This window comes from Albidovulum inexpectatum, assembly GCF_002927635.1.
GTDB classification, from domain to species: Bacteria; Pseudomonadota; Alphaproteobacteria; order Rhodobacterales; family Rhodobacteraceae; genus Albidovulum; species Albidovulum inexpectatum.
Map to the genome: position 1 here is coordinate 253,365 of NZ_PRDS01000001.1, position 22,919 is coordinate 276,283.

19 protein-coding genes and 1 tRNA gene are annotated in these 22,919 nt (G+C 66.1%); 4 read left to right on the forward strand and 16 right to left on the reverse strand.

All coding sequences use genetic code 11. From position 1 onward, the window contains the following. Window positions 1-47: 47 nt before the first annotated feature. The 5 genes from LV82_RS01305 to LV82_RS01325 all read right to left on the reverse strand — a co-directional run bounded on the left by LV82_RS01305 (window position 48) and on the right by LV82_RS01325 (window position 5,453). Window positions 48-584, reverse strand: a complete 537-nt coding sequence (locus LV82_RS01305; RefSeq protein WP_104069269.1) for an Hsp20 family protein — start codon at window positions 582-584, stop codon at window positions 48-50. 122 nt (window positions 585-706) lie between these two features. Next, the gene (locus LV82_RS01310; RefSeq protein WP_245873026.1) at window positions 707-1,504 is read right to left on the reverse strand and encodes a trypsin-like serine peptidase; all 798 of its coding nucleotides are present in this window, start codon (window positions 1,502-1,504) and stop codon (window positions 707-709) included. 34 nt (window positions 1,505-1,538) lie between these two features. Beyond that, window positions 1,539-2,861, reverse strand: a complete 1,323-nt coding sequence (gene glcF, locus LV82_RS01315; RefSeq protein WP_104068902.1) for a glycolate oxidase subunit GlcF — start codon at window positions 2,859-2,861, stop codon at window positions 1,539-1,541. Then, on the reverse strand, window positions 2,861-3,970 hold the full coding sequence (locus LV82_RS01320) for an FAD-binding protein (protein ID WP_104068903.1): 1,110 nt from the start codon (window positions 3,968-3,970) through the stop codon (window positions 2,861-2,863). Before LV82_RS01320 ends, glcF begins: the two co-directional genes overlap by 1 nt. Window positions 3,971-4,019: 49 nt before the next feature. Further along, window positions 4,020-5,453: an FAD-linked oxidase C-terminal domain-containing protein gene (locus tag LV82_RS01325; protein ID WP_104068904.1), complete on the reverse strand. Its 1,434-nt coding sequence runs from the start codon at window positions 5,451-5,453 to the stop codon at window positions 4,020-4,022. A gap of 152 nt (window positions 5,454-5,605) precedes the next feature. Between LV82_RS01325 and LV82_RS01330 the strand changes: the two genes are divergently transcribed. Both LV82_RS01330 and LV82_RS01335 read left to right on the forward strand, forming a co-directional pair. Further along, window positions 5,606-5,968: a hypothetical protein gene (locus tag LV82_RS01330; RefSeq protein ID WP_104068905.1), complete on the forward strand. Its 363-nt coding sequence runs from the start codon at window positions 5,606-5,608 to the stop codon at window positions 5,966-5,968. Between the two features lie 163 nt (window positions 5,969-6,131). Continuing rightward, window positions 6,132-6,335, forward strand: coding sequence for a hypothetical protein (locus LV82_RS01335; RefSeq protein WP_104068906.1), 204 nt, complete (start codon window positions 6,132-6,134; stop codon window positions 6,333-6,335). Between the two features lie 76 nt (window positions 6,336-6,411). On the opposite strand, the gene LV82_RS01340 is transcribed toward LV82_RS01335, so the two are convergent. The 4 genes from LV82_RS01340 to LV82_RS01355 are packed head-to-tail and all read right to left on the reverse strand — an operon-like array spanning window position 6,412 to window position 13,134. Next, the gene (locus tag LV82_RS01340; RefSeq protein ID WP_104068907.1) at window positions 6,412-8,496 is read right to left on the reverse strand and encodes a VWA domain-containing protein; all 2,085 of its coding nucleotides are present in this window, start codon (window positions 8,494-8,496) and stop codon (window positions 6,412-6,414) included. Continuing rightward, entirely contained in the window at window positions 8,493-11,240 is a 2,748-nt protein-coding gene (locus tag LV82_RS01345; protein ID WP_104068908.1) for a DUF4159 domain-containing protein, read from the reverse strand. Before LV82_RS01345 ends, LV82_RS01340 begins: the two co-directional genes overlap by 4 nt. Continuing rightward, entirely contained in the window at window positions 11,240-12,133 is an 894-nt protein-coding gene (locus tag LV82_RS01350) for a DUF58 domain-containing protein (protein ID WP_425427721.1), read from the reverse strand. Before LV82_RS01350 ends, LV82_RS01345 begins: the two co-directional genes overlap by 1 nt. Next, window positions 12,130-13,134: an AAA family ATPase gene (locus tag LV82_RS01355; protein WP_104069271.1), complete on the reverse strand. Its 1,005-nt coding sequence runs from the start codon at window positions 13,132-13,134 to the stop codon at window positions 12,130-12,132. Before LV82_RS01355 ends, LV82_RS01350 begins: the two co-directional genes overlap by 4 nt. Before the next feature lie 61 nt (window positions 13,135-13,195). Here LV82_RS01355 and LV82_RS01360 point away from each other — a divergent pair, with 61 nt between their 5' ends. After that, window positions 13,196-13,795 (forward strand): DUF1285 domain-containing protein, encoded by a 600-nt coding sequence (locus LV82_RS01360; RefSeq protein WP_104068909.1) that lies wholly within the window; start codon window positions 13,196-13,198, stop codon window positions 13,793-13,795. Window positions 13,796-13,809: 14 nt separating this feature from the next. Here the strand turns inward: LV82_RS01360 and LV82_RS01365 are convergent, their stop codons facing one another. Both LV82_RS01365 and rlmN read right to left on the reverse strand, forming a co-directional pair. Beyond that, window positions 13,810-14,610 (reverse strand): crotonase/enoyl-CoA hydratase family protein, encoded by an 801-nt coding sequence (locus LV82_RS01365; RefSeq protein ID WP_104068910.1) that lies wholly within the window; start codon window positions 14,608-14,610, stop codon window positions 13,810-13,812. A 96-nt stretch (window positions 14,611-14,706) separates the two neighbouring features. Beyond that, the gene (gene rlmN, locus LV82_RS01370; protein ID WP_104068911.1) at window positions 14,707-15,903 is read right to left on the reverse strand and encodes a dual-specificity RNA methyltransferase RlmN; all 1,197 of its coding nucleotides are present in this window, start codon (window positions 15,901-15,903) and stop codon (window positions 14,707-14,709) included. A 145-nt stretch (window positions 15,904-16,048) separates the two neighbouring features. On the opposite strand from rlmN, the gene LV82_RS01375 reads away from it, so the two are divergent. Continuing rightward, window positions 16,049-16,122: transfer RNA gene (locus LV82_RS01375), tRNA-Cys, on the forward strand. Window positions 16,123-16,302: 180 nt separating this feature from the next. Here LV82_RS01375 and LV82_RS01380 read toward each other — a convergent pair. The 5 genes from LV82_RS01380 to LV82_RS01400 form a co-directional block, all read right to left on the reverse strand. Then, window positions 16,303-16,938 carry a hypothetical protein gene (locus tag LV82_RS01380; RefSeq protein ID WP_104068912.1) on the reverse strand — a complete coding sequence of 212 codons (636 nt, stop codon included), beginning with the start codon at window positions 16,936-16,938 and terminating at the stop codon, window positions 16,303-16,305. A 208-nt stretch (window positions 16,939-17,146) separates the two neighbouring features. Next, window positions 17,147-19,609, reverse strand: coding sequence for an arsenate reductase (azurin) large subunit (locus tag LV82_RS01385; protein WP_104068913.1), 2,463 nt, complete (start codon window positions 19,607-19,609; stop codon window positions 17,147-17,149). 15 nt (window positions 19,610-19,624) lie between these two features. After that, complete coding sequence (locus LV82_RS01390) at window positions 19,625-20,149, reverse strand: arsenate reductase (azurin) small subunit (RefSeq protein ID WP_104068914.1); 525 nt, start codon at window positions 20,147-20,149, stop codon at window positions 19,625-19,627. A 152-nt stretch (window positions 20,150-20,301) separates the two neighbouring features. Beyond that, window positions 20,302-21,504 (reverse strand): sigma-54-dependent transcriptional regulator, encoded by a 1,203-nt coding sequence (locus LV82_RS01395; RefSeq protein ID WP_104068915.1) that lies wholly within the window; start codon window positions 21,502-21,504, stop codon window positions 20,302-20,304. Continuing rightward, on the reverse strand, window positions 21,494-22,918 hold the full coding sequence (locus tag LV82_RS01400; RefSeq protein WP_104068916.1) for a sensor histidine kinase: 1,425 nt from the start codon (window positions 22,916-22,918) through the stop codon (window positions 21,494-21,496). The genes LV82_RS01395 and LV82_RS01400 overlap by 11 nt, the downstream gene beginning before the upstream one ends. Window position 22,919: the final 1 nt, after the last annotated feature.

Consider the following 22,919-nt stretch of genomic DNA (forward strand, 5'->3'; position numbering starts at 1 on the left):
GGGGGCGCCGACAGGACCCGTGCCCCCCTGATCGCGCACGACTCAGGTCAGGCGTCGGCCTGTTCGGGCTTGGGCATTTCTTCCGCGGCCTGCGTAACCGCCTTGGGGGCGTCAGAGCTTGCCTCGATCGCGCGGGGCTCGACCTCGCGCGAGGCTCCGTCGTCGCGCGCAATCTCGATTCGGCGGGGCTTCAACGCCTCGGGCACCTCACGCACCAGGTCGATATGCAGCATCCCGTCGGCGTGGCGTGCGCCCGTCACGCGCACATGATCGGCCAGGGCGAAGCGCCGCTCGAACGCGCGTGTCGCAATTCCGCGATGAAGATAGACCTTGCCTTCATCCTCGGTCGCCTTCCGGGCGGAGACGACCAGAAGGTTGTCGCGCACCTCGACATTCAGCTCATCCGTCGAAAAGCCCGCGACCGCGATCGAAATGCGATAGGCGTTCTCGTCGGTCTTTTCGATATTGTAGGGGGGATAGGATTGCTGGCTGGTGTCGGCGGACAGGACACGATCCATCAGGTCGGCGATCCGGTCAAAACCGACGGTTGCCCGGTAAAGCGGTGTGAAATCATAGCTGCGCATCTCATCCTCCATCGAGCGATGTGTGCAGGCCGCCCGGAATCCGCGACGGCCGGGAAAGCCGGAGGCCCGTTTCGGCGCCTTCCGCGAATTGAGTTGGGACCCGTGGGCCTTCTGTCAAGTGGTCAGGGCCGGACGAACTTCGCGCCCCCGGCAGAGAGGCCCGCAGACGCCGGGCTCACCTTGCGAAACCGCGAGGCCGTGGCGTCGAATGCGGCGCGCAGTTCGGCCAGCGGCGCCCGCATCGCAGTGCCCAGCGCAACCGGCTGGCCATCCATCTCGGCCTTGGCCGATACGACGGACACGATCTGCGGCTGGCCGTTCTGCATCTGGAAGATGGGTGCTCCCGACGATCCAAAATCGACCGAGCAGGTCAGGACAAGGATCCCGGGCTGGCGGCCCAGAACCTTGCAGGCAGGCTCGAGCGATGGCGCTTCGGCCCGGTCGATGGCGTATGAAACGATCCCGACCGTGTCGCCCCGATGCGGGTCGGCCCCGATGGCAAAGGGGCGCACCATGCTGACCCGGACGGGCTGATCGAGCTCCAGGATGGCCAGATCATAGGCCACCCGATCGATCCGGTCCTGGCCTTCGTAGACATAATCGGGATGCGCCACCGCACGGCGGACCTTGCGATAGGCCACCGCGCGGCCCTCGCGCCAGCCTGCAAGGAACGTCATCTCTGACGGATCATGCGGCCGACCCGTCGTGCGGTCATAAAGGCAATGCGCAGCCGTCAGGACCTGGCTGGGCGATATCAGCGTTCCGGTGCAAAAGGCCTTGCCGCCGATATCGATCCGCCCGACGGCCTCCCAGCCACGTCCTTCGTCGAGGGTGCGCAGCCGGACCAGACCGCCCCCCTGCGCGGTGGCCGTCGTGACAAGCAGCACCCATGCCAAAGCCATAGCCAGTATCGACCGCATCCCGTTCGCCCCGGTTCCTGCCAGGAAAGGACTTTTACTGCCCGCTTGCGGCAGGATTATGACCGCCCATCGCCGGGTCCAGCGCCGAAGGCCGTGGTCCACCCGCCGCCCAATCCAGCAATTCCACCGTGTGCACGACCGGGATCTTCGTCCCCGACCCGATCTGCATCATGCAGCCGATATTGCCCGCGGCGATCACCTGGGGCGCGCGCGCCTCGAGCGTCGCCACTTTCCGGCGCTTCAGCTCGTCCGAGATTTCGGGCTGCAGCAGATTGTAGGTTCCGGCCGAACCGCAGCAAAGATGCGAATCGGCGGGTTCGACAACCTCGAAACCCGCGCTGCGCAGCAGGGCCTTGGGCGTGTCCTTGATCCCTTGTCCGTGCTGCAGCGAGCAGGCCGCGTGATAGGCGACGCGCAGGCTTTGGGGCGCCTGCCCCCGATAGCCGAGGCGTTCGAGCAATTCGGTCACGTCGCAGGCAAGCGCCGCGATCTCGGCGGCCTCGGCGGCCAGATCGGTGGTGCGGAACATGTGGCCGTAATCCTTGACCGTCGTGCCGCAGCCGCTGGTATTGATGACGACGGCATCCAGCCCCTCGCCGCGCTTCTCGGCGATCCAGGCGCGGATATTGGCGGCAGCGGAACGATGCGCCTCGTCCTCGCGCCCCATGTGATGGGTCAGCGCCCCGCAGCAGCCCGCCCCGCGCGCCACCACGACCTCGCACCCCATGCGCCGCAGCAGCCGGATCGTGGCGTCGTTGATGTCAGTATTCAGGGCCCGCTGCGCGCAGCCGGTCAGAAGCGCGACCCGCGCACGGCGGGCGCCGATCGCGGGAAAGACCTGTGGATCGTCGTTGCGGCTGACCGGCGGAATGCGCCGCGGCGCCATCCGCAGCATCGCACGCAATCGGGCATCGGGCATCAGCCCGGCAAGGGGCCGGGCGATCTTCGCGCCCAGAAGCGCCAGTCGGAACCGGCCCGGATAAGGAATGATCCGGGCCAGCGTCCAGCGCAGCAGCCGGTCGAACCAGGGGCGCCGATAGGTCCGCTCGATATGAACACGGGCATGATCGACCAGGTGCATGTAATGCACGCCCGACGGGCAGGTCGTCATGCAGGCCAGGCAGGACAGGCAGCGGTCGATATGCCGCACCGTACGTACGTCCGCCGGCCGCCCGGCCTCGAGCATGTCCTTGATCAGGTAGATACGTCCCCGGGGGCTGTCCAGCTCATCCCCCAGAACCTGATAGGTCGGGCAGGTTGCCGTGCAGAAGCCGCAATGCACGCAGGCGCGCAGGATCTCGTTCGCGCGCGCGATGGCGGGGTCCTTCAGCTGCTCGGGCGTGAAATTCGTCTGCATCAGTCCATCACCCCCGGATTGAGGATGCCCCGTGGGTCGAATTTCGCGCGCAGTGCGCGTTCGATCCGGGCGATCGGCTCGGGCTGGGGCTGAAACGGAGGGATGCGGCTGCGTGTCTGTTCACTGGCCCGGATCAGGGTCGCGTGACCGTCGAACCTGCCCAGCCGCTCGCGTGCGTCCTCGCCCTCGGGCAAGACCGCCCAGATCAGTCCGCCGCCCCAGTCGAGCATGTAATCCCCCGCAAGACGCGCTACCAGATCCGGCGCTGCCGATGGCCGGGTCGAGATCCGCCAGATCTCGCCGCCCAGATCCGCAAGCGGCGCGACCCTGGCAACCCTGTCCCACAATCCCGCCACCTCGACCGGGTCGATTTCGGTGCGCACCTCGCCATGGCGCCCGAGAAGGGCCTCAAGCCGGCCGGCGCGGTAGGCGACGGATTTCTCGAACCCTTCGACGCGGATCATGACGCCTTCGCCCGGAACATAGGCCGCCCCTGTCACGTCATAGGGCGAGGATAGCGCGGCGCTCATCGCCGCGACCGCGGCCGTGGCGCCATGAACGTCAACGATGATCGTTGCCGCCAGATCGGGCGCAGGCAGGGTCTTGAACGCAATCTCGGTGATCACCCCCAGCGTGCCCCAGCTGCCGGCCACCAGTCGCGCAAGATCGTAACCGGTGACATTCTTCATCACCCGGCCGCCATTCTTCACGATCTGGCCGGTGCCATCGACAAAGCGCACCCCCAGGATCGCATCGCGGCAGGCGCCGGCCTGTACCCTGCGCGGCCCCGAAACATTGGCCGCCACCATCCCGCCGACCGTTGGCTCGCCCTGGCTGTCCATCAGCAGACGCCAATCCGCAGGTTCGAAGGCAAGGCGCTGGTTCTCGGCCGCAAGCATGCCTTCGAGCGCGGACAAGGCCAGCCCGGCCCGCACGACGATCGTCAGCGCTTCGGGCTCGTACATCACGACGCCGTCAAGCCCCGAGACATCCAGCAGCTCGCCCGCGACGGGCCGCCCCACCGGCCGGGTTCCGCCCCCGCGAATGCGCAACGGCCCCCTGGCGTCGCGGATTGCTTCGGCCAGTTCGTTCTCGGACGTTACCCTCACTTTGCCGCTCCCTCGCTGTTGAAGGCCTGATGAAGTGGCGCGCCCGCGATCAGGCCGCGCGATGCCGGGCGCTGACGGTCAGGGGAAAGACCTTGCCCGGGTTCAGCAGCCAGTCGGGATCGAAGACATCCTTGACGCGCATCTGCGCCTCCATGTCGGCGGGGGAATACTGCACCGGCATCAGATCGCGCTTCTCGATTCCGACGCCATGCTCGCCCGTCAGACAGCCGCCGACCTCGACACACAATTTCAGGATCTCGGCCCCGAGCGCCTCGCATTTCTCCAGATCGCCGGGCTTGTTGGCATCATACAGGATCAGCGGATGCAGGTTGCCATCGCCGGCATGAAAGACATTGGCGACATCCAGGCCGAATTGCCGGGACAACGCGCCGATACGTCCCAGAACCCGCGACAGGCTGGACACAGGGATGGTGCCGTCCAGACACATGTAATCGCTGATCTGCCCCATCGCGCCAAAGGCCGACTTGCGGCCCAGCCAGATGCGCGCGGCCTCGGCCTCGTCGTGGCTTTCCCGGAACTCGACCGGGTCATGGCGTGTCGCGATCTGGCGGATCAGGCCAAGCTGCTCGTCGATCTCGGCATCGCTGCCCTCGACCTCGACGATCAGCAGCGCCTCGCAATCGGGGTATCCGGCATGGGCGAATGCCTCGCATGCACGAATGCAGGGCCGATCCATGAATTCGATCGCCACCGGCAGCACGCCCGCCCGGATGATGTCCGCGACACAAGCCCCGGCCACTTCGTTCGAATCGAAGGCGATCAGGACGGGGCGCGCGCCCTCGGGCTTGGGCAGCACGCGCAGCGTGGCTTCGGTGACGATGCCCAGCTGCCCTTCCGACCCACAGATGACCCCAAGCAGGTCCAGACCGCCCGCATCCATCCATGGGCCGCCGATATCGACCACGGTGCCGTCCATCAACACCATGCGCACACCCAGCAGGTTGTTGGTCGTGACGCCGTATTTCAGGCAATGCGCGCCGCCCGAATTCATCGCGATATTGCCCGCGATCGAACAGGCCAGTTGCGAGGAAGGGTCCGGCGCATAGAAGAATCCCTCGCCCTCGACGGCCGAGGTGACGGACAGGTTCGTGCGCCCGGCCTCGACCCGAATGAACCGGTCGGCGGGGCTGAATTCCAGAACCCGGTTCATGCGCGACAAGCCGATCACCACGGAATCCTCGGTCGGCATCGCCCCTCCGGCAAGTGAGGTCCCCGCTCCGCGCGGCACGACCGGCACCTTCATCCGGTGACACAGCCTGAGCACCTCCGAGACCTCCCTGGTCGATCGCGGCAAAACCACGGCCAGCGGGGGACAGCGATAGGCCGTCAGCGCGTCGCATTCATAGGCACGCAGCTCCACGGGATCTTCGATCACTGAATCCGGGCCAAGTGACGCGCGCAATTGGGCAACGATTTCGGCCTTGCGCCGGACAATCTCGGGGTTGGGTTCGGGAATCTGCATGGTCTCCTCCGGATTGGATAGGAAATATAACCAATTTCCCCAACTGGCAACGTTCAAACGTTTCTCTTCCCCCCGGCCATGTTACCAGTCCCCAACCACTCGGGCACAAAAAAGTGACTCCAGTCCCGCGCAATATCTGGCATGATCCTGCAATGCGAGTCGCGCTGCTGTTCATCCTGCTTGCCTGCCCTGCATTTGCCGACAGCCCGAACATTCTGGCGGCCGAGGCGGCAAGATCGTCGGATGGACGCTGGACGATCAGCGTCACGATCTCTCACCCAGACACGGGATGGGATCACTTCGCCGATGGCTGGGAGGTATTGGACCCGCAAGGCGCACGCCTGGGCCTGCGGCCGCTGGCACATCCGCATGTGAACGAACAGCCCTTTACCCGCAGCCTGAGCGGCGTCGCGATTCCCGCCGGCACTAGCCACGTCGAGATCCGCGCGCGCTGTTCGATGGATGGCTGGTCGGGCTCTCGGTTCCGGCTGGATCTGGACAACGCGGGCGGCTGACCCCACATCCGGAACGAGAGTCAAGTGCAAGACCGGCAGGGAATCGCCAGTCATGCGCAGATCGCGCAATGCAAGAATCTTGTGAGTCGCGCGAATCGTTTCTCGCCGCTAGTTTACGTTACGTAAACAAAAAGAAACCGCCGTCGCCACCTGGGAGGAAGACATGACAACCGAAGCCAGGCGTCGAGATGAAATCGACGCCATCGTGGACGATATCCTGGCCGCGCCCGAACGCGCCGAAGAACTGAAACGCCTGTTGCGTGCGCGTCTTCTCCGGCTCGAGAGTGCCCGAAGAAGACCGCGCCTGCGGCTTGTGAAGGACGATCGCGGAGATCCGGATACGTTCTGGGACAATGTTCCCGTCTGAGACCTGACACGCGGGCAGATCCAACTCCGGGCTGCAAGCCCGGCAGGCAGGATCGCCGCATGCGCGGGCGGCGTTTTCAGCGTCGCCCTTCGCGCAGCCATGCCCCGACGACCAAGGCGGCGGCAATCAGCAGGAAGGCCCAGGCCGGCAAGAGCGGCGCGATCCGCAGATCCAGCGCCTGATAGGCATCCCGCGGCGTGATCCCGATCCAGCCCCGTCCCAATGCTGGCCTGCCGGGTCGTACCTGCCGCAAGGCGGGCAGCCCATCCTCGACAAGGATCGCGCCCCCGTTGGTTGGCCGCACCACGGGCAGCAACTTCTCGGATGTGGCAATGGTTTCCTCGAATTCGCGCGGGGCTGCGGGGGCCAGCGCGACCACGCGCTCGATATCACCATCGCGCAAACGGTAAAGGCCAATCTGGCGCGCATCGATGCGCGCCTCGAACCGCCCCGGCGCGGTTTCGTTCAACGGAAGGGTCGTCTCGGTCCCGTCCGGCGCGGTCACGGTCACTTCGTGCGCCTCGTCGGTCAGGCTGCGGCGCGTGATTGTCAGAGATCCGCCCTCGGCGCGTGCGGTCAGCGACTCCTCCTCCAGTTCGGGCTCTTTCATCATCCAGTGCGCCAGCCGCCGCAGAAGCTCGAGCTGCGGCCCGCCGCCTTCGAAGCCGCGATCCCAAAGCCATGCCTGGTCCGAGGCCAGCAGCGCCACCCGCCCCTCTTCGACCCGATCCAGCACCAGCAGCGGACGCCCGTCGGCGCCTTTCATCACCACATGACCCGATGGCTCGGCCAGATCGATCTGGCGCAACCAGCGCCCCCAGGCCGGGGCGCCCGCACGGCCGTGCTCGCCCCCATCAGGACGGAACTGCTCCAGCCGCTCGGTCACCGGGTGGCGTTGGCCAAGCTCGGTCACCTCGGGCAGATAGCCACCTTCAATGACCCGCCCGGTCGGGCGGGCGGGCAGGATTTCACCCAGGCCGGAATAATACAGGCTCTCGGCCGAGGCGAATTCCGGTCCCGCGGCAACGAGAACCGCGCCCCCCCTGCGCACATAGTCGCGGATATTGTCCAGGTAATGCGCCGGCAATATGCCGCGCAGTCGATACCGGTCGAAGATGATCAGATCGAATTCGTCGATCTTGTCGATGAACAGCTCGCGCGTAGGGAAGGCGATCAGCGACAATTCCGATACCGGCACCCCGTCCTGTTTCTCGGGCGGGCGCAGGATGGTGAAATGGACCAGATCCACCGCGCTGTCGGATTTCAGCAGGTTGCGCCAGGTACGCTCTCCGGCATGAGGCTCGCCCGAAACCAGCAGAACGCGCAGACGGTCGCGCACGCCGTTGATCTGGACAACGGCAATGTTGTTCCGGTCGGTCAGTTCGGAGGGATCGGCAGCGACCTCGATCTGGACCACGTTCTGGCCCGCATGATCCAGAACCAGCGGAAGCGTCAGATCCTCGCCCACCGGGGCGCGCACGCGCAGTGCCTCGCCGCCATCCAGGGCAATCGACACCTCTACCGGGCGACCGGACAGATCAGACGGAACGGCGCCCTGTTCCTCGATCCGCAGCACCAGTTCGACACGCTCACCGATGATGCCATAGGTCGGCGCGGCCAGGATTTTCAACCGCCGATCCCAGTCGCTGCGCGACCCCGTCAGCAGCACATTGACGGGTGCGGGGAAAGGGGGCGCAGCCTGCAGGTCATGCACCTGACCATCGGTCACCAATATCGCGCCCGCCACCCGCGCCCGCGGCTCCTCGGCCAGTGCCTGCGCCAGGGCCGTCATCAGCGCGGTTCCGGTATCGTCCGCGCCATCGCCCACGACGATCTTTCGCAGCTCGGTATTGGGCAGGGCGGCGACCTCGGCCTCGATCCGGGCCACGGCCGCGCGGGTCTGGTCCAGACGATCGGACAGGCCCTGGCTTGCGCTTTCATCCACAACAAGCAGCACGATGTCCGACAAAGGGCGGCGGTTTTCCCTCTGCAGCGAAGGCTGCAGGATCGCGGCCAGCAGGCAGATCGCGGCAAGACCACGCAGCCACCACCCGGCCAGCCCGCGCCAGGCCGAAATCCCCACGACGACCAGCGCCAGCGCAGCCAGCGCGGCGATCAGCGGCCAGGGCAGCGACGGGTTCAGAACGATACGGTCGATCATTGGCCCAGCCTTTCCAGCAGCGCGGGCACATGAACCTGGTCGGATTTGTAGTTCCCCGTCAGCACATGCATGATCAGATTGACCCCAAAGCGATAGGCAAGCTCGCGCTGGCGCTCTCCGCCCAGGCCCCGGCCGACCGGGCGCAGGAAACGTCCGGCTTCATCCACCGCCCAGGCCGCGGCCCAGTCATTGCCGCCAATCACGACGGGCGTGACCCCGTCATTGAGGTTGCGAAAGGGCATGCCATCGGCCTGTTCCGCGTCGTCCGGGGCCGCTTCGACCCATACCGTGCGGCCGGCATGGCGGCCGGGAAAATCGCGCAGAAGATAGAAGCTGCGCGTCAGGACATGGTCGGGAGGGATCGGCTCGAGCGGCGGAATGTCCAACGCCGCCGCAATGGCCTGCAGCCGCCGGCCCTCGGGGGTCGCGGCGCCAAAACCGGCAATATCCGCGTCGCGCGTGTCGAACAGGATCATGCCGCCTGACCGCAAGAAGCGGTTCAGCTTCAGATAGGCCTGCGCCGAGGGCAGCGCCTGATCAGCCGTGATGGGCCAGTACAGGAAGGTAAAGACCGACAGTTCGTCGCGCTCCAGATCGACTGCCATCGGGCTGATCGGCTCGACAGATGTGCGGGCATTCAGAACCCGCGACAAGCCCAGCAGGCCCGCCTGCGCGATGCGATCGACCTCGGCATCGCCCGTCACCACATGCGCCAGGACGACATTCCCCGCCGCGCGTATCAGGCGGTCCTCCTGCTGCGCATGGGCCGGGCGAACCGCAGGCACGAGTAGAGCCAGGACAACCAGCGCAGCCACGCCGCGCGACAGCCGCCCCGACAGGGCCAGCGACGCCAGCGCATCGGCCAGAAGCAGCGTCAGCGCCGCAGCCAGCGCCCAGCCCTTCAGCGGCAGCTCGCGCGACCGCGACATTCCCTCGATGACGGCCCCTGCCGGCCATTCGGCGGGCATCAGCTCACGCCCCTGCGCGATCACGTTCACGGCACGAAGGCTTCGATCCGAACGATACAGCCCCGGCGGCAGGTCGGGGCCGACCGGCTGGCCCAGCCGCTCGCCCGGCACGCCCGGCATGTCGACGGCATCGTTCAGCGCACCAAAGCCATCCAGAACCTTTTCAGGCACCCATGTCGTACCGCTCAGGTCCTCGGGTTCGCCCCCCGTGGGCCGTCCCGCGACCGCAAGCCGGTCAAGCATCTGCACGAACAGACCCGACAATGGCAGGCTGGACCATTCCGCATTCGCGGTCACGTGGAACAGGACGATCTGGCCCTGCCCCACGATGCGCCGGGTCACCAGGGGCGTTCCATCCGACAGGCGTGCGATCGTTGCCTGGGCCAGATCCGGGCCCGGCTGGGCCAGAACCTGGGCGCGCACGGTCACGTCCGACGGAATGGTCAGCCCCGCAAAGGGCGAATCCGCATCGAACGGGGCAAGGCCCCGGGGCTGCCCCCAGCTCATCGTGCCGCCGCTGCTGCGCCCTCCGAGGCGCAAACGCACGGGCAACAGCGGGTCAAGCCTGTCCCGCCCCACATCCGAGGCGGCCAGATGCGGGCCGGCAAAGCGCAACAACAGACCGCCCGAGGCGATCCAGTCCGACAGCGCCTGCGACTCGGCCACCTGTGCGATGTCCGCAAGGATCACGACATCGGGCGCCGCGCGCAGTACGTCGGCAACGGTTCCCTCGATCAGGTCGGCATGGGCGTCCAGAGCCCGGCGAAGGTAGTAATCCGGCGCGAGCAGCTCCAACCCCTCGGCCCGCCCGGAATCCGAAACGATGGCGACCTTCGGGCGACGCAGTGCATCGCCGGCCAGCACCGTCGCGCCCGCACTGGTTTCGCCCGCGATCTGGAACCGTGTCACGCGGTTGCGCAATTCGGGTGGAAGGTCGAACCGGGCCTCGGCCCGGCGCGCATCGGTGTCGAATCGGGCCGTGGTCCGGGCAAGCTCGCGTTCGATACCCGCCGGGTCGAGCCCATGGGCAACGACTTCGGCTTCGGCCTGCTGACCGGACTGCGCGCGCAGCACCGGCAGGACGGCAGCCCCCTGATCGATCTGGGCAGGGCCCAGCGCCCGCATTGCGCGACCACCCAGCGCCACGGTCAGCCGCCCCCGTGCGGCCAGGTCGCGGGCCAGCGGCTCCTGCCCCGCGCGCGCCAGCCCGTCGGACAGCCACAGCGTGTCAAACCGCCCCTCGGGCAGGATCGACGCCAACAGCGCATGGGCATCCGCGGCAGGCTCCCACGGTCTGGGGGAAAGTCCGGGCAGGCGATCGGCCAGATCCTCGGGCTCCTGCCACACGATTTCCGGTGGCGGATCGGTCAGCTGAACCAGGGCGACGGGCCGGCCGTCGCGCCGGGCCTCGGAGATCGCCGTCTCGAGACGCGCCAGCCTTTGCGGCCAGTCCCGCGCATCGCCCCAGCCGCCATCGACCACGACCAGAAGCGGCGCGGACTGGTCCTCGGGCACGGCGTCGGGATTGAGGACGGGCCCGGCAAATCCAAGGATGACCAGCGCCGCCGCGGCCATGCGCAAGAGCAGAAGCCACCAGGGCGTCCGGTCGGTCGTGCTGTCGTCGTCCTTCAGCCCCAGAAGCAGCGCAACCCCCGGGAAACGGCGCCGGATCGGCGCGGGCGGCACCGCACGCAACAGGACCCACAGGACCGGAAGCGCGGCCAGCGCCCACAGAAGCGCGGGCGACAGAAATCCTATCGGCCCCAGCACCAGCATCAGCGCTCCCTCAGCGCCGCATACAGCCACAGCAGCGCGGACTGCGCGGCCTGATCCGTATGGTGGGTGGAAAACACCCAGCCCGCCCGCGCGGCCAGCGCGGTCAGACGCGCGCGCCGTTCCGCCATGCGGTCAAGATAGCGCGCGCGCAGATTGCCCGCCTTCAACGTCTCGTGCCGCAGGGTACCGGCCATGCTTTCGAAGATGGCGCGGCCATCGAAGGGGAAGGATTCCTCGACCGGATCAAGGATCTGCACCATGACACCTCGCACGCCCAGATCGGCGGCACGGGCCAGCGCGGCCTCGACCGGATCGAGGGGCCCCAGGAAGTCCGACAGGAACACCGCCCGCGCGCCGGGCAACAGGGCCAGCGGCGCGGGGGCGCCATAATCCTGAGGGGTCTGGGCCGTGGACAGGACATGCGCAAGGCGCATCAGCTGCACCTCTCCCGCGCGGGGCGGGCTGGCCGGTTCGGACAGCCCCACGCGCTCGCCTGCGCGGATCATCAGGACCGCCAGCGCCAGCGCCAGAAGGCGCGCCCGGGCGCCCTTGGCCGGGCGGTTGCGATCCCCGGCAAACTCCATCGAGCGCGAACCATCGACCCACAGATGCACCGACTGCACCGCCTGCCATTCGCGTTCGCGCACGAAGGTCTGATCGGAGCGCGCCGATCGGCGCCAGTCGATGAAACGCGCCTCGTCACCCGAATGGGCCGGGCGATACTGCCAGAATTCCGACCCCATGCCGGAACGTCGGCGCCCATGTTCGCCCAGCTGCACATTGGCGGCCAGATGGCTGGCCTCGACCAGCAGGGGCGGCAGCGGCGCGGCAAGGCCTTGCGCGGCACGGCGCAGGCCCATGGGCCGCGCGGCGGTATCGCGCAATGCACTCATGCGGCCTCGGCGCGGGTTGCAGACTGGGCGATCTCGTCGATCAGCGCGCCCAGATCCTCGCCCCGTGCGCGGGCGGCAAAGGACAGGGCCATGCGATGGATCAGCACGGGCCGCGCCATGGCCGCCACGTCCTCTGGAACCGGTGCCAGCCGACCACGCAGCAAGGCCCGTGCGCGCACCATCAGCATCAGCGCCTGCGCCGCGCGCGGTCCGGGCCCCCAGCTGACCGAATCGTTGACGCCCTGCGCGGATTCCGGCTGGCCGGGCCGGCAGGCGCGCACCAGGTCAAGGATCATCTCGACCACGCGCTCTCCGACCGGCATCCGTCGCAGGATCCTTTGCGCATCGGTCAGCTCTTCGGCCGTGAAGACCTGCGGGCTTTCCGTCTCCTCGATCCCGGTGGTCGCGATCAGGATGTCACGCTCGGTCGCCCTGTCGGGCCAGGCCACGTCGATCTGAACCAGAAAGCGATCGAGCTGGGCCTCGGGCAAGGGATATGTGCCCTCCTGCTCGATCGGGTTCTGGGTCGCCAGAACGTGGAAGGGGCGCGGCAATGGGCGATGCTGGCCGGCAACGGTGACCTCGCGCTCTTGCATCGCCTGAAGCAAGGCCGATTGCGTGCGCGGGCTGGCGCGGTTGATCTCGTCCGCCATCAGAAGCTGACAGAAGACGGGCCCCTGTATGAAGCGGAAGGCCCGCGTGCCATCGGCGGCGGTTTCCAGCACTTCCGAGCCAAGTATGTCGGCGGGCATCAGGTCGGGCGTGAACTGCACCCGGCCGGTCTGCAGGCCCATGACGCGGCCCAGCGTGTCCACCAACAGCGTCTTGCCCATGCCGGGCAGACCGACCAGCAGCCCATGCCCCCCGCACAGCAGCGCCGACAGGGCCAGGTCGACAACCTGGTCCTGACCGATGAAACGACGTGCAACGGCCTGGCGTGCCGCATCTATCCGGTTGCCCAGCGCCTCGATCTCGGCCACCAGCTTGTCGGGCTCGGCCATGACAAGTCCTCCGTCATTGGTCATAGTGGTAACATAAAGGCAGAAATCGGGGCGGGCACCAATGTCGAAATCGAAGAAGGAACAATTGATCGTGAAGCCGTCCGCGGAAAACCTGGCCAGCGCCGCGCAGAAGGCCGCGAAAAAGGAACCGCCGCCCGTGCATCTTTGGAACCCGCCCTTCTGTGGCGACCTGGACATGGAGATCCGGCGCGACGGCACCTGGTTCTATCTGGGCACCCCCATCGGGCGCGAGGCATTGGTGCGGTTGTTTGCCTCGATCCTGCGCAAGGAGGGCAACGAATACTTCCTCGTCACCCCGGTCGAAAAGGTCCGCATTCGCGTCCAGGACGCACCCTTCGTGGCGGTCGATGCCACCGTTTCGGGCAGCGGGCGCGACCAGACGATCACCTTCTTGACCAATGTCGGCGACGAGGTCACCGCAGGCCCGGAAAACCCGATCCGTGTCGAACGCGACCCGGAAACGGGCGAGCCTTCGCCCTATGTTCACGTTCGGCGGGGGCTGGAGGCGCTGATCGACCGCAAGACCTTCTATCGGCTTGTCGAGATCGGCAGCCACGAGATGCACGAGGGCGAGCGCTGGTTCGGCCTGTGGTCTCGGGGCGTGTTTTTCCCCATCATTCCGTCGGCGGAACTTGGCTGATCGGCCTTCGGGGGCTATCGATACTTCGGCGCACGCCCTGCCATGCGGGACATTACGGATTCGATCTGGTTCGGCCCGCCTATGATTTCCGCCTGTAACTCGGCCTCGATCCGCAGGCCTTCGCCCGGCGGCAGGGACCACGCCCGATCGACCAGCCGCTTGGCCGCGCGCAGGGCATCGGGCGAGGTCTGCATCAGCGTGGCCGCAAGATCGCGCGCCGCCGCCAAAGGGGTATCGTCAATTCGCGTCACAAGACCCATGGCCAGGGCCTCGTCCGCCGAGAGGACGCGCGCGGTCATGATCAGGTCCTTGGCCTGATCGGCCCGCACCAATCGGGGCAAGGACTGGCTGATCCCCATGTCGGGGATCAGGCCCCAACGCGCCTCCATCACCGACAGACGCGCATCGGGTGCACAGATGCGGAAATCCGCGCCCAGCGCAAGCTGCATGCCCGCGCCAAAGACGACGCCCTCGATGGCGGCGATGACGGGCACGTCCAGCTCTGCCCAGGCCGTGACCGGCTTCTGGAAACGGTTGGCGTATTCGCCCGGCAATGGGGTCAGGATGTCGCGCTTCAGCCCGGCGATGTCCCGGGCGAAGGATTGCATGACCGACAGATCAAGCCCCGAAGAAAAACACCCGCCCGCACCATGCAGAATGACAGCACGCAGGCCCGCCCGGCCGGAAAGATCCGCCGCGGCCCTGGCGAGCGCAGCGAACATCTCCATCGTCCAGGCATTCTTGCGGTCCGGCCGGTTCAGCAAGACCTCGGCCAGGCCGCTTTCGTCCATCGTCACGCGCACCACGTCTTCCATGACATCCTCCGCCCCTGACTGGTTGCGGCATGATGGCGCATCGCCGCCGGCGCCAGAAGGGGGCGCGGCGACGCAAGACGCAAGGTCACGGATTTCTCAGACGCCGCCCAGCCCGGCCTCGGCCGCGATCTGCGCACGGCTCTTGCGGGCGCGTTCGGTGGCCGATTTCAGCTGGCCGCAGGCGGCCATGATGTCCTCGCCGCGTGGCGTACGAATGGGCGAGGCATAGCCTGCCTTGTAGATGATGTCGGCGAAAGCCTCGATCCTTTCCCAGTCCGAACGTTCATACGGACAGCCGGGCCATTCGTTGAACGGGATCAGGTTGATCTTGGCCGGGATCCCGGCAATCAGCCGCACAAGCCGACGCGCGTCGTCGTCGCTGTCATTCACGCCTTTCAGCATGACATATTCAAAGGTGATGCGCTCGGAATTCGACAGGCGCGGATATTCGCGCAGGGCGTTCAGAAGCGTTTCGATATTCCATCGCTTGTTGATTGGCACCAGCTTGTCACGGACCTCATCGGTCGTCGCGTGAAAGCTGACGGCCAGCTGACAGCCGATCTCGGTCGCACAGCGGGCGATCTCGGGCACGACGCCGCTGGTGGACAGCGTGATGCGACGGCGCGAGAGCGACAGCCCCTCGCCATCCATGACGACCTTCATCGCGTCGCGAACGTTCTCGAAGTTGTACAGCGGTTCGCCCATGCCCATCAGCACGATGTTCGAGACAAGCCGGGTTTCGTTCTTCGGCGCGCCGGGGACAGGCCATTCGCCCAGGTCATCGCGCGCGACCATGACCTGTCCGACGATCTCGCCCGCCGTCAGGTTGCGCACCAGCCGCTGCGTGCCGGTATGGCAGAAGGTACAGGTCAGCGTGCAACCGACCTGACTGGAAACGCACAGCGTGCCGCGGTTCTCTTCGGGGATATAGACGGCTTCGACCTCGTGCCCGCCGGCGATGCGCAGCAGATACTTGCGCGTCCCGTCGGCCGAAATCTGACGGGTGACGACCTCGGGCACGGCGATCTCGAATCGCTCGGCCAGCATGGCCCGGTAGTCCTTGGCGAGGTTCGTCATCTGCGCGAAGTCGCGCACGCCCCAATGATAGACCCACTGCCAGATCTGGCCCACGCGCATGCGTGCCTGGCGTTCAGGCGTGCCGGCCTGGATCAGGGCCTCGCGCAGCTGATCGCGCGTCAGGCCGACGATGTTGACCTTGCCCGATTCGGGCATCTTGCGGGGAATCGTCACCACATCCGGCTGGATCGGCGTCGTCGCGTTCTTGTCGGTCATTGGCCTTGTCCCGAAAATCGAAGCGCAGGATATAGGGCAAAAGCGCTCTCGCCTCAACCACCGTGGCAAAATCGGCAAGCTGCGAGAGCATTCAGCCCGTTGACCATCACCGCAACGCGCGATAGACAGACGACGCCTTGGATCCGGCGGGTTGGCGGAGAGGTTACGCAGCGGATTGCAAATCCGTGTAGACCGGTTCGATTCCGGTACCCGCCTCCAGGCGCTTTCCCCGGCAAATCAATATCTTCCCACGGCGGGACAGGCGCTGCCATGCGCAGCGGCGCGTCGGCATTCCAGCATCAGCATGCCCGGCGCGGATCACTCCTACCCCTCACCGAACGTCGCCTTGACCGCAGAAGACATAGGGCGACGCGGTCTGGCCGCGTCGCCCCGTGCCTGTCAGACATGCGGATCGGGTTCCAGAAAGGGGTCGGGGTTGAAATCGGACAGCGGTATGTCCTCGGGACCCCAGCTGCGTTCGATCTCGTGCGCGTGAACGTGCCGCGCGCCCGATTCCTTCAATACGCGCAGGGCCGTCTCCTCGGCCTCCTTGTCGGGAGTATCGACCCAAAGCACGATGCCGCCCGATTGCATCGCTTCTGCCAGCTGCCTGGCATGGCGCTCCTCCAGCGCTTCGGCCAGATAGGCCCCAAGGCCAGCGCCCGCAGCGCCGCCCGCCGCAGCCACGGCAAGCGCCAGCGCCGCCGCCCCGCCCGTGGCCACAACGCCAAGGGCGCCACCCAGCCCCAGGGCAAACATCGGCAGGCCGGTGACGGCGGATTCGATCAGCTTGCGCGTCGGTCTGGGAATATAGGCGCGGCGCGGAACCCTTGGATCATCGGCCAGTTTCTCGACCGGCTCCAGCCGCTCGGACAGCTTGTCGCGCACGGTCTGATCGGTCGCCATGACGTTGAAATCGCCGTCCTTGAAACCTTCCTGTGTCAACTTCTCGACGGCTGCGTCAAGGCTGGCAAGGTCGTCAAAGACGGCAGCCACTTCGCGCAGCCTGTATTTGCCAAATTCGGACTCGTTCATCTGCTGCCCTCCTTCACTTGCATCCGCATTACGGGGACGGAAACGCCGTGCGGATCGGCGTTCGGGAGCGTCGATTCAGGCCGCATATGGGTCAAGAATCCAAGGATTCAAGGATCATGGGCCAGGCAGCGCAACCCGATGCACGCATGGGAAAGGCCCGCCCCGTTTCCGGGGCGGGCCGCGATCCCGCAAAAGCGGGATCCGCGCCTTACAGCACCACTTCCTTCGACTTGAAGGAAATACCCTTTACCTCTTTCGGCGCATCCGCGATCTTCCGGATGTCGGCCCAGACATGCTTGTAATCCGGCAAGACCAACTCGTTGACGCCAGGGTTGACGATGTTGCCCTGGGCGCCCATCGGGCTGGCGAAGACCATGAACACATGGCCGCGCTTTGCCGTCGGCGTGGGATAGACCATGCCCTGAGTCGCCCCGTTTCCATTGTAAAGCTCGATCAGATCGCCCGCGACCAGGCCAAGTTCGGCCATGTCCTCGGGGTTCATCTCGACGAACGGATAGGGATAACGGTCCATGACGAACTCGTTCTCCTGGTCAAGGAACCAGTTCTGCCAGAAGATGTTCGCGCGGCCGTTATTGACCCAGAAGCGATGGCTCTTCTTCTCCTCTTCCTTGCCGGCGGCCTGCCAGCCGCGCCACGCGCCGCCGCAGAACAGCGCCTTGCCGTCCTCGCGCCCGTGACGGGTGAACACACCATCTGCATACAGGCGGGGCGTGCCGACAAGCTTGCCATCCTCGAAGCCCACGACCGGCTCCTGAACGCCGTTGTTGCCCATCGCGCGCAGTCGCTCGTAGGTCACTTCGGGATTGGCAGAGTGATAGCCGTCCATGAAGGCGTCTTCTTCGGATTCCCAATCGAAGCCCTTGAACTGGTCGGCATACTCGTTCTTGCCCATTTCACGCAGGACACGCTCCATGTGCTGGGCGATGCCTGCCGCGATCAGGCAGTCGGGCTTGGCCTGGCCCGGTGGGTCCATGTACCGTTCCGACAGCCGCAGACGGCGCTCGCCGTTCATCGAGGCGAGATTCATCTCATTGGATTCGGCCGCCGGCAGGATCACGTGGGCGTTCTGACCGATCTGGCTGTGGATGATGTCCACATCCACCACGAACAATCCGCCCCTGTTCACCGCATCCACGATGGCATCGACCAGTTCCTCGCGCGTCTTGCCGGCCGCGGCGTCGATCGCGTCCTTGACCATGTCCGCGCGCTTCTTGTGGATGCGCTTGAACTCGCTGGCATTGAGCGTGGTCTTGTAATGGTCGCAGGCCCAGATGTGGTGAACCTTTCCGCCGCCATTGATCAGCAGCCGGTCGACATAGGTCGGCGGACGGCCGACATGGGCGTCGGAGGGACGGAAATAGCCTTCCTGGTGACCACCCAGACGACAGACGCCACCGCCTTCGCGACCGATATTGCCGGTGGCCAGAGCGATGTTCACCAGGGCGCCGATCGTGCGATAGTTGTCGTTGCCCCAGATCACGCCCTTTTCATAGGCAGTGACGCATTTGCGGCGCGTGCCATCCTCATGCGGCTTGGCAATCCACTCCGCGGCCTTGACGATGTCCGCAGCGGGCACACCGCAGATCTCGGCCGCCTCGTCCACCGAGATGCGGCACTTCTCGACCGCCATTTCGAAGGATCCCAGCGGCGCGGGATGCGCTTCGTCCTCGCCCACGGCGACATCACCGCGGAACGTGGACTTTTCGATGAAGTCGCGGTCCACCCAGCCCTGATCGGCGATATGGGTGAAGATCGCATTGGCAAGGGCAAGATCCGTGCCTTCGTTGATCGCCAGGTGCAGCACGTTTTCCGGTCCGGCGACCTGTTCGCAATGCTGAACGGTCAGGCTGCGCCGCGGATCGACGATCACGACGCGCGCGCCGTTCTGCATGCCGGGAACCCAGTGGTTGAAGAACAGGTTGGTCTGGGTCTCGGTCGGGTTGCCGCCGATCAGGAAGATCGTGTCGGTCAGCTGATAGTCCTCGTAGGCGTAGTTCAGCTCGTCCACGCCCATGTCTCGCGAGGCGTGCACCTCGGAGTTGTAGGCGGGGCGGTTGTGAATCCGGCAATTCTTGACCTTCATCGAGCCGAAATACAGCTTGCCCGTGCCCCATGTATTCTCATAACCGCCGGCAGAACCGCCATGGTCGAACATCGAGACGACCAGATCGTCCTCGGAGCCCTCGGCAATGATCCGCGCCGTGACGCGCGCGACAAGATCCAGCGCATCATCCCAGGTCGTCGGCTGCCAGGTGCCATAGCGCCACACCAGCGGGTCGGTCAGGCGCTGCTGCTGAGTGCCCGTGACCTCGGAGGGCCGGTTCTCGGCCATGCGCGAGCCCCGGATCGAGGCGAGGCCGCCGTTCACCACGCATTCCTGATCGGGCAGCACCATCAGGTGCACGTCCTGCCCGTTCTGCTTGACGATGTTGTACATCGACGGCGAGGCCCATTCGCCCATCGCGCCCTGCTGCTGGGAAAGGTCGATCCCCAGCGCATTCTGGTCAGGTGCCGTTCCACCCTGCTTGTTGCGCGGCCATGTATACGCCTTGTAGCCGCAACCGACGATGCAATAGTGGCAGGTCACGTTGTGAACCTTGGCATCGGCGGGCGGAATCGGCAAACGATCGATCTGTCGCTTGAAAGCCATCTTGTGGTTCCTCCCTTATGCCAGCACGTTGGACATGCGACCGAAGATCAGGTCGGTGCAGCCCTCGGCATAGATGTCGCCCTTGTCGTCAACGCGCAGGACGAACTGGGGCAGGTTTTCGGTCGCATGACCCCAGATCTGCTGTCCGCCCGCTTCGGCGTCAAAGCGCGAGAAATGGCCGGGGCAGTTCAATGTGCGGTCCTCGCCGCTATAGGACAGGATGTATCCCTTGTGCGGACACAACACCGAAAAGGCGACAATGTCGCCATCGGGGCCGACGCCGCCCTCGACCGGGGTGCCAAGCTTCAGCAGCACCCCCGGACTGTCGGCATCGGGATAGGCGATGTCCATCGGCTCGTTGACCTTGAGGTCCGCCACATTGGCGAGCCGGTTCGAGGGGTATTCGACCTGCGCAAGCGCCGGCGTGGCCCGGGCCTCGCCCGCCCCCACGACCGTCGAGGCCGCAGCCCCTGCCGTGGCCACAAGGCCCCCACGCAGGAACTGGCGGCGGCCAACATCGACCAACCGATTGCATTTCATGGCTGGGTCTCCTCCCTTGTTGTCTGCTCACACAAGTTTAAGGGGGCACCCGGTTTCGCGCGACACCGCGCCTGACGTCTCTGCGATGCGGCAAAAAATTGATTTTCAGAATTAAATTCCCGCGTTCGGATTTCCGAACAGGGCGGCGCGGATCACAGCCCGAATTTCTGCATCTTCTCCCACAACGTCGTTCGCGAGATGCGCAGCAGACGCGCCGCCTCGCCAACCTGTCCGCCTGTGCGCGCCAGAACCGCCGCGATATGCGCCCGCTCGGCGGCCTCGCGGACCTCGGACAGGGGTTTGACGTCGTCGGCTGCAAGCCGTTCGGGAAACAGATCGACGGGCAGGATCAGACTTTCGCGGGACGATTCGATCGCCCGCGTGAGACGCGCGCGCAGCTCCCGGCCGTTTCCCGGCCAGTCATGTGTACGGATGGCCTCGATCGTCGGATCGGCAAGACCGGCCCGACGCCCGTCATTCAGCGCGGCAAACAAGCGCACGGCCAGCCAGACCGCGTCTTCGGGCCGCTCTGACAATGGCGGGATCACGATCGCATGGGCGCATAGCAGATCGAAAAGATCGGCCCGAAATCCGCCATCGGCCACGCGCGCCTCAAGCCCCATTCCCGCGGTCGCGACCAGGCGAAAGGCCGCACCGCGCAACAGCTCGGCCAGCCTGTCCTGCGTGGACAGTGACAGCCGGCCGATGCCAACGATCAACAGCGTGCCTTCACCTGCCCGGCGGGATGCATCATCCATCGCGGCAGGTGATATCTCCTCGCGCAGCGCATCCAGCACGATCAGCGGCGCTGCCCGACGATCCGAAGACTGATGGATCTGCCTGGCAAGGCGCACCTTGCCAAGCCCGGACAATCCCCGGATCATCAGCGGCTGGTCCGTCCGGGCAAGTTCGGCCGCCTGACGGTCAACGGCACGGGCCATTGCACTGATCCCCGTCTGTTCGAACGCCGCCCCGTGATCGCGCGGCTGCATGACCCGCGCCAGTTTTTCCAGAAACCTTCGCATCTCGAAGGGCTTGGTGATGTAATCGGCTGCGCCGGATCGGATCAGCCGCACGGCCTGGGCGACATCGCCCTGACCGGTGATGAACAGGAATGGCGGCGGGGCCGAGGTTCCGATCAACCTCGTGTAAAGCTGCTCGCCCGTGCCATCGGGCAGGCGAATGTCACAAACCACGGCGTCGATCGGGCGGCGCGGCGTGCGAATGGCGGGAAGGGCGCGCGCGATCCGGCGGTGCCATTGCACCTCGGCACCCTCCAGTGTCAGTCTCTGAGCCAGCGAGGCCCCCATGATCTCGTCGTCCTCGACCAGGACGATTCGCCGTTCATGCAGCATCGGCCGCCTGTCCCCCAAGTTCGACGTGCAACCGTATACGGGTGACGCCTTCTCGGCGTTCATGCAAGATGCGGCCGCCAAGCCGCATGGCAAGTTCTCGGGCCAGCCGAAGTCCGACCCCGCCGCCCGGGGCAAGCGGCGCATCCGTCAACAGGCGGTCCAGCGCCGAAGGCGACATGCCCGGCCCGGTATCGGTGATCTCGATATCCAGCCCTTTCGAATCGACACTTGCAGACATGCCGACATGGCCTCCCTGCCCTGCAGCTGCGCTGGCATTGAGGATGAGATTCAACACGATCTGACGGACCGGCCCGGCGGCAACCGCCACGCCGGCGGCCGGAATGCTTGCCGACCAGTCAAGCCGCTGCTGCAGTCGGGCGATCTCGGGCTGAATCAGCGCACGAAGGTCCTCGAAGTCCTCGGGCAGCAGATTTCGGCCGCCATGATCGACCCGGTTGTGATCCAGGGTCACGCGCACCACGTCGCGCAGATGCCGCAGGCCACGATCCAGAAGCTCGGCCGATTGCAGCACGATCTCCGGCCGGTCGGGAAAGCTTCGGATCGTGTCGGTCGCATTCAGAAGCCCGCCCAGGGGGTTGTTGATCTCGTGCGCAAGCGACGACGACAGCCGCCCCAGAGCCACGAATCGCTCGCGTTCCGCAAGACGGCGTTCGGCTTCGGCCTTGGCCGCAATGGCTGCGGTCATGGCATTGTAGGTCTGGGCCAGGCGGGTCAGCTCGTCGTCGCCTTCGGGGATCTCTGCTTGCGGAATCGGGTGCGGCCGCCCCGACGTATCGGCCATTTGCGTGGCGATCGCGCTGAGCGGCCGCAGCATACGCCGCAGCACCACATAGCCGGCCACCGCAAGTACCAGCGTGGCCAGCGCATTGCCCACCACCAGTATCACCAGCGCATGACGGCGCTCGGCGATCAGGTCCGATACGTCCAGCTCGCTGACGATCGTCCCGACCGTCCGGCCCTGATAGACCAACGGCGCTCCCAGTCGCAGGATCGGACTGCTGGAGCCGACTGTCAGGTCGCCGGGCGCCGCGGCGCCCCGCGCCAGATCGGAGATCAAGCTGTCCACGGGCACCTTTCGCGGGTCGGTCGCTGCCAGAACGTGCCCGGTTTCATCCGCAACGACCGTCAGAACCATCCGCTGCCCCTCACTGCCCTTCGAGGCACGGTCAAGCGTGTCATAGATCTCCCAGATGTCGCGCCGCAGGACAAGCGGCCCCAGCGCAACCGAAAGCCCCTCGACATGCATCTGGGCGAGTTCGCGCACGCGGGCATCCTGAACGCGCGTCAGCGCGCGCAGGACCTGTTGCGAAGCGACGACGCCCACCAGCACCATCATCGCCGCGGCCAGAAGCGGCAGGCGCAGGGACAAGGGCAGATGACGCCAAAGCCGCATC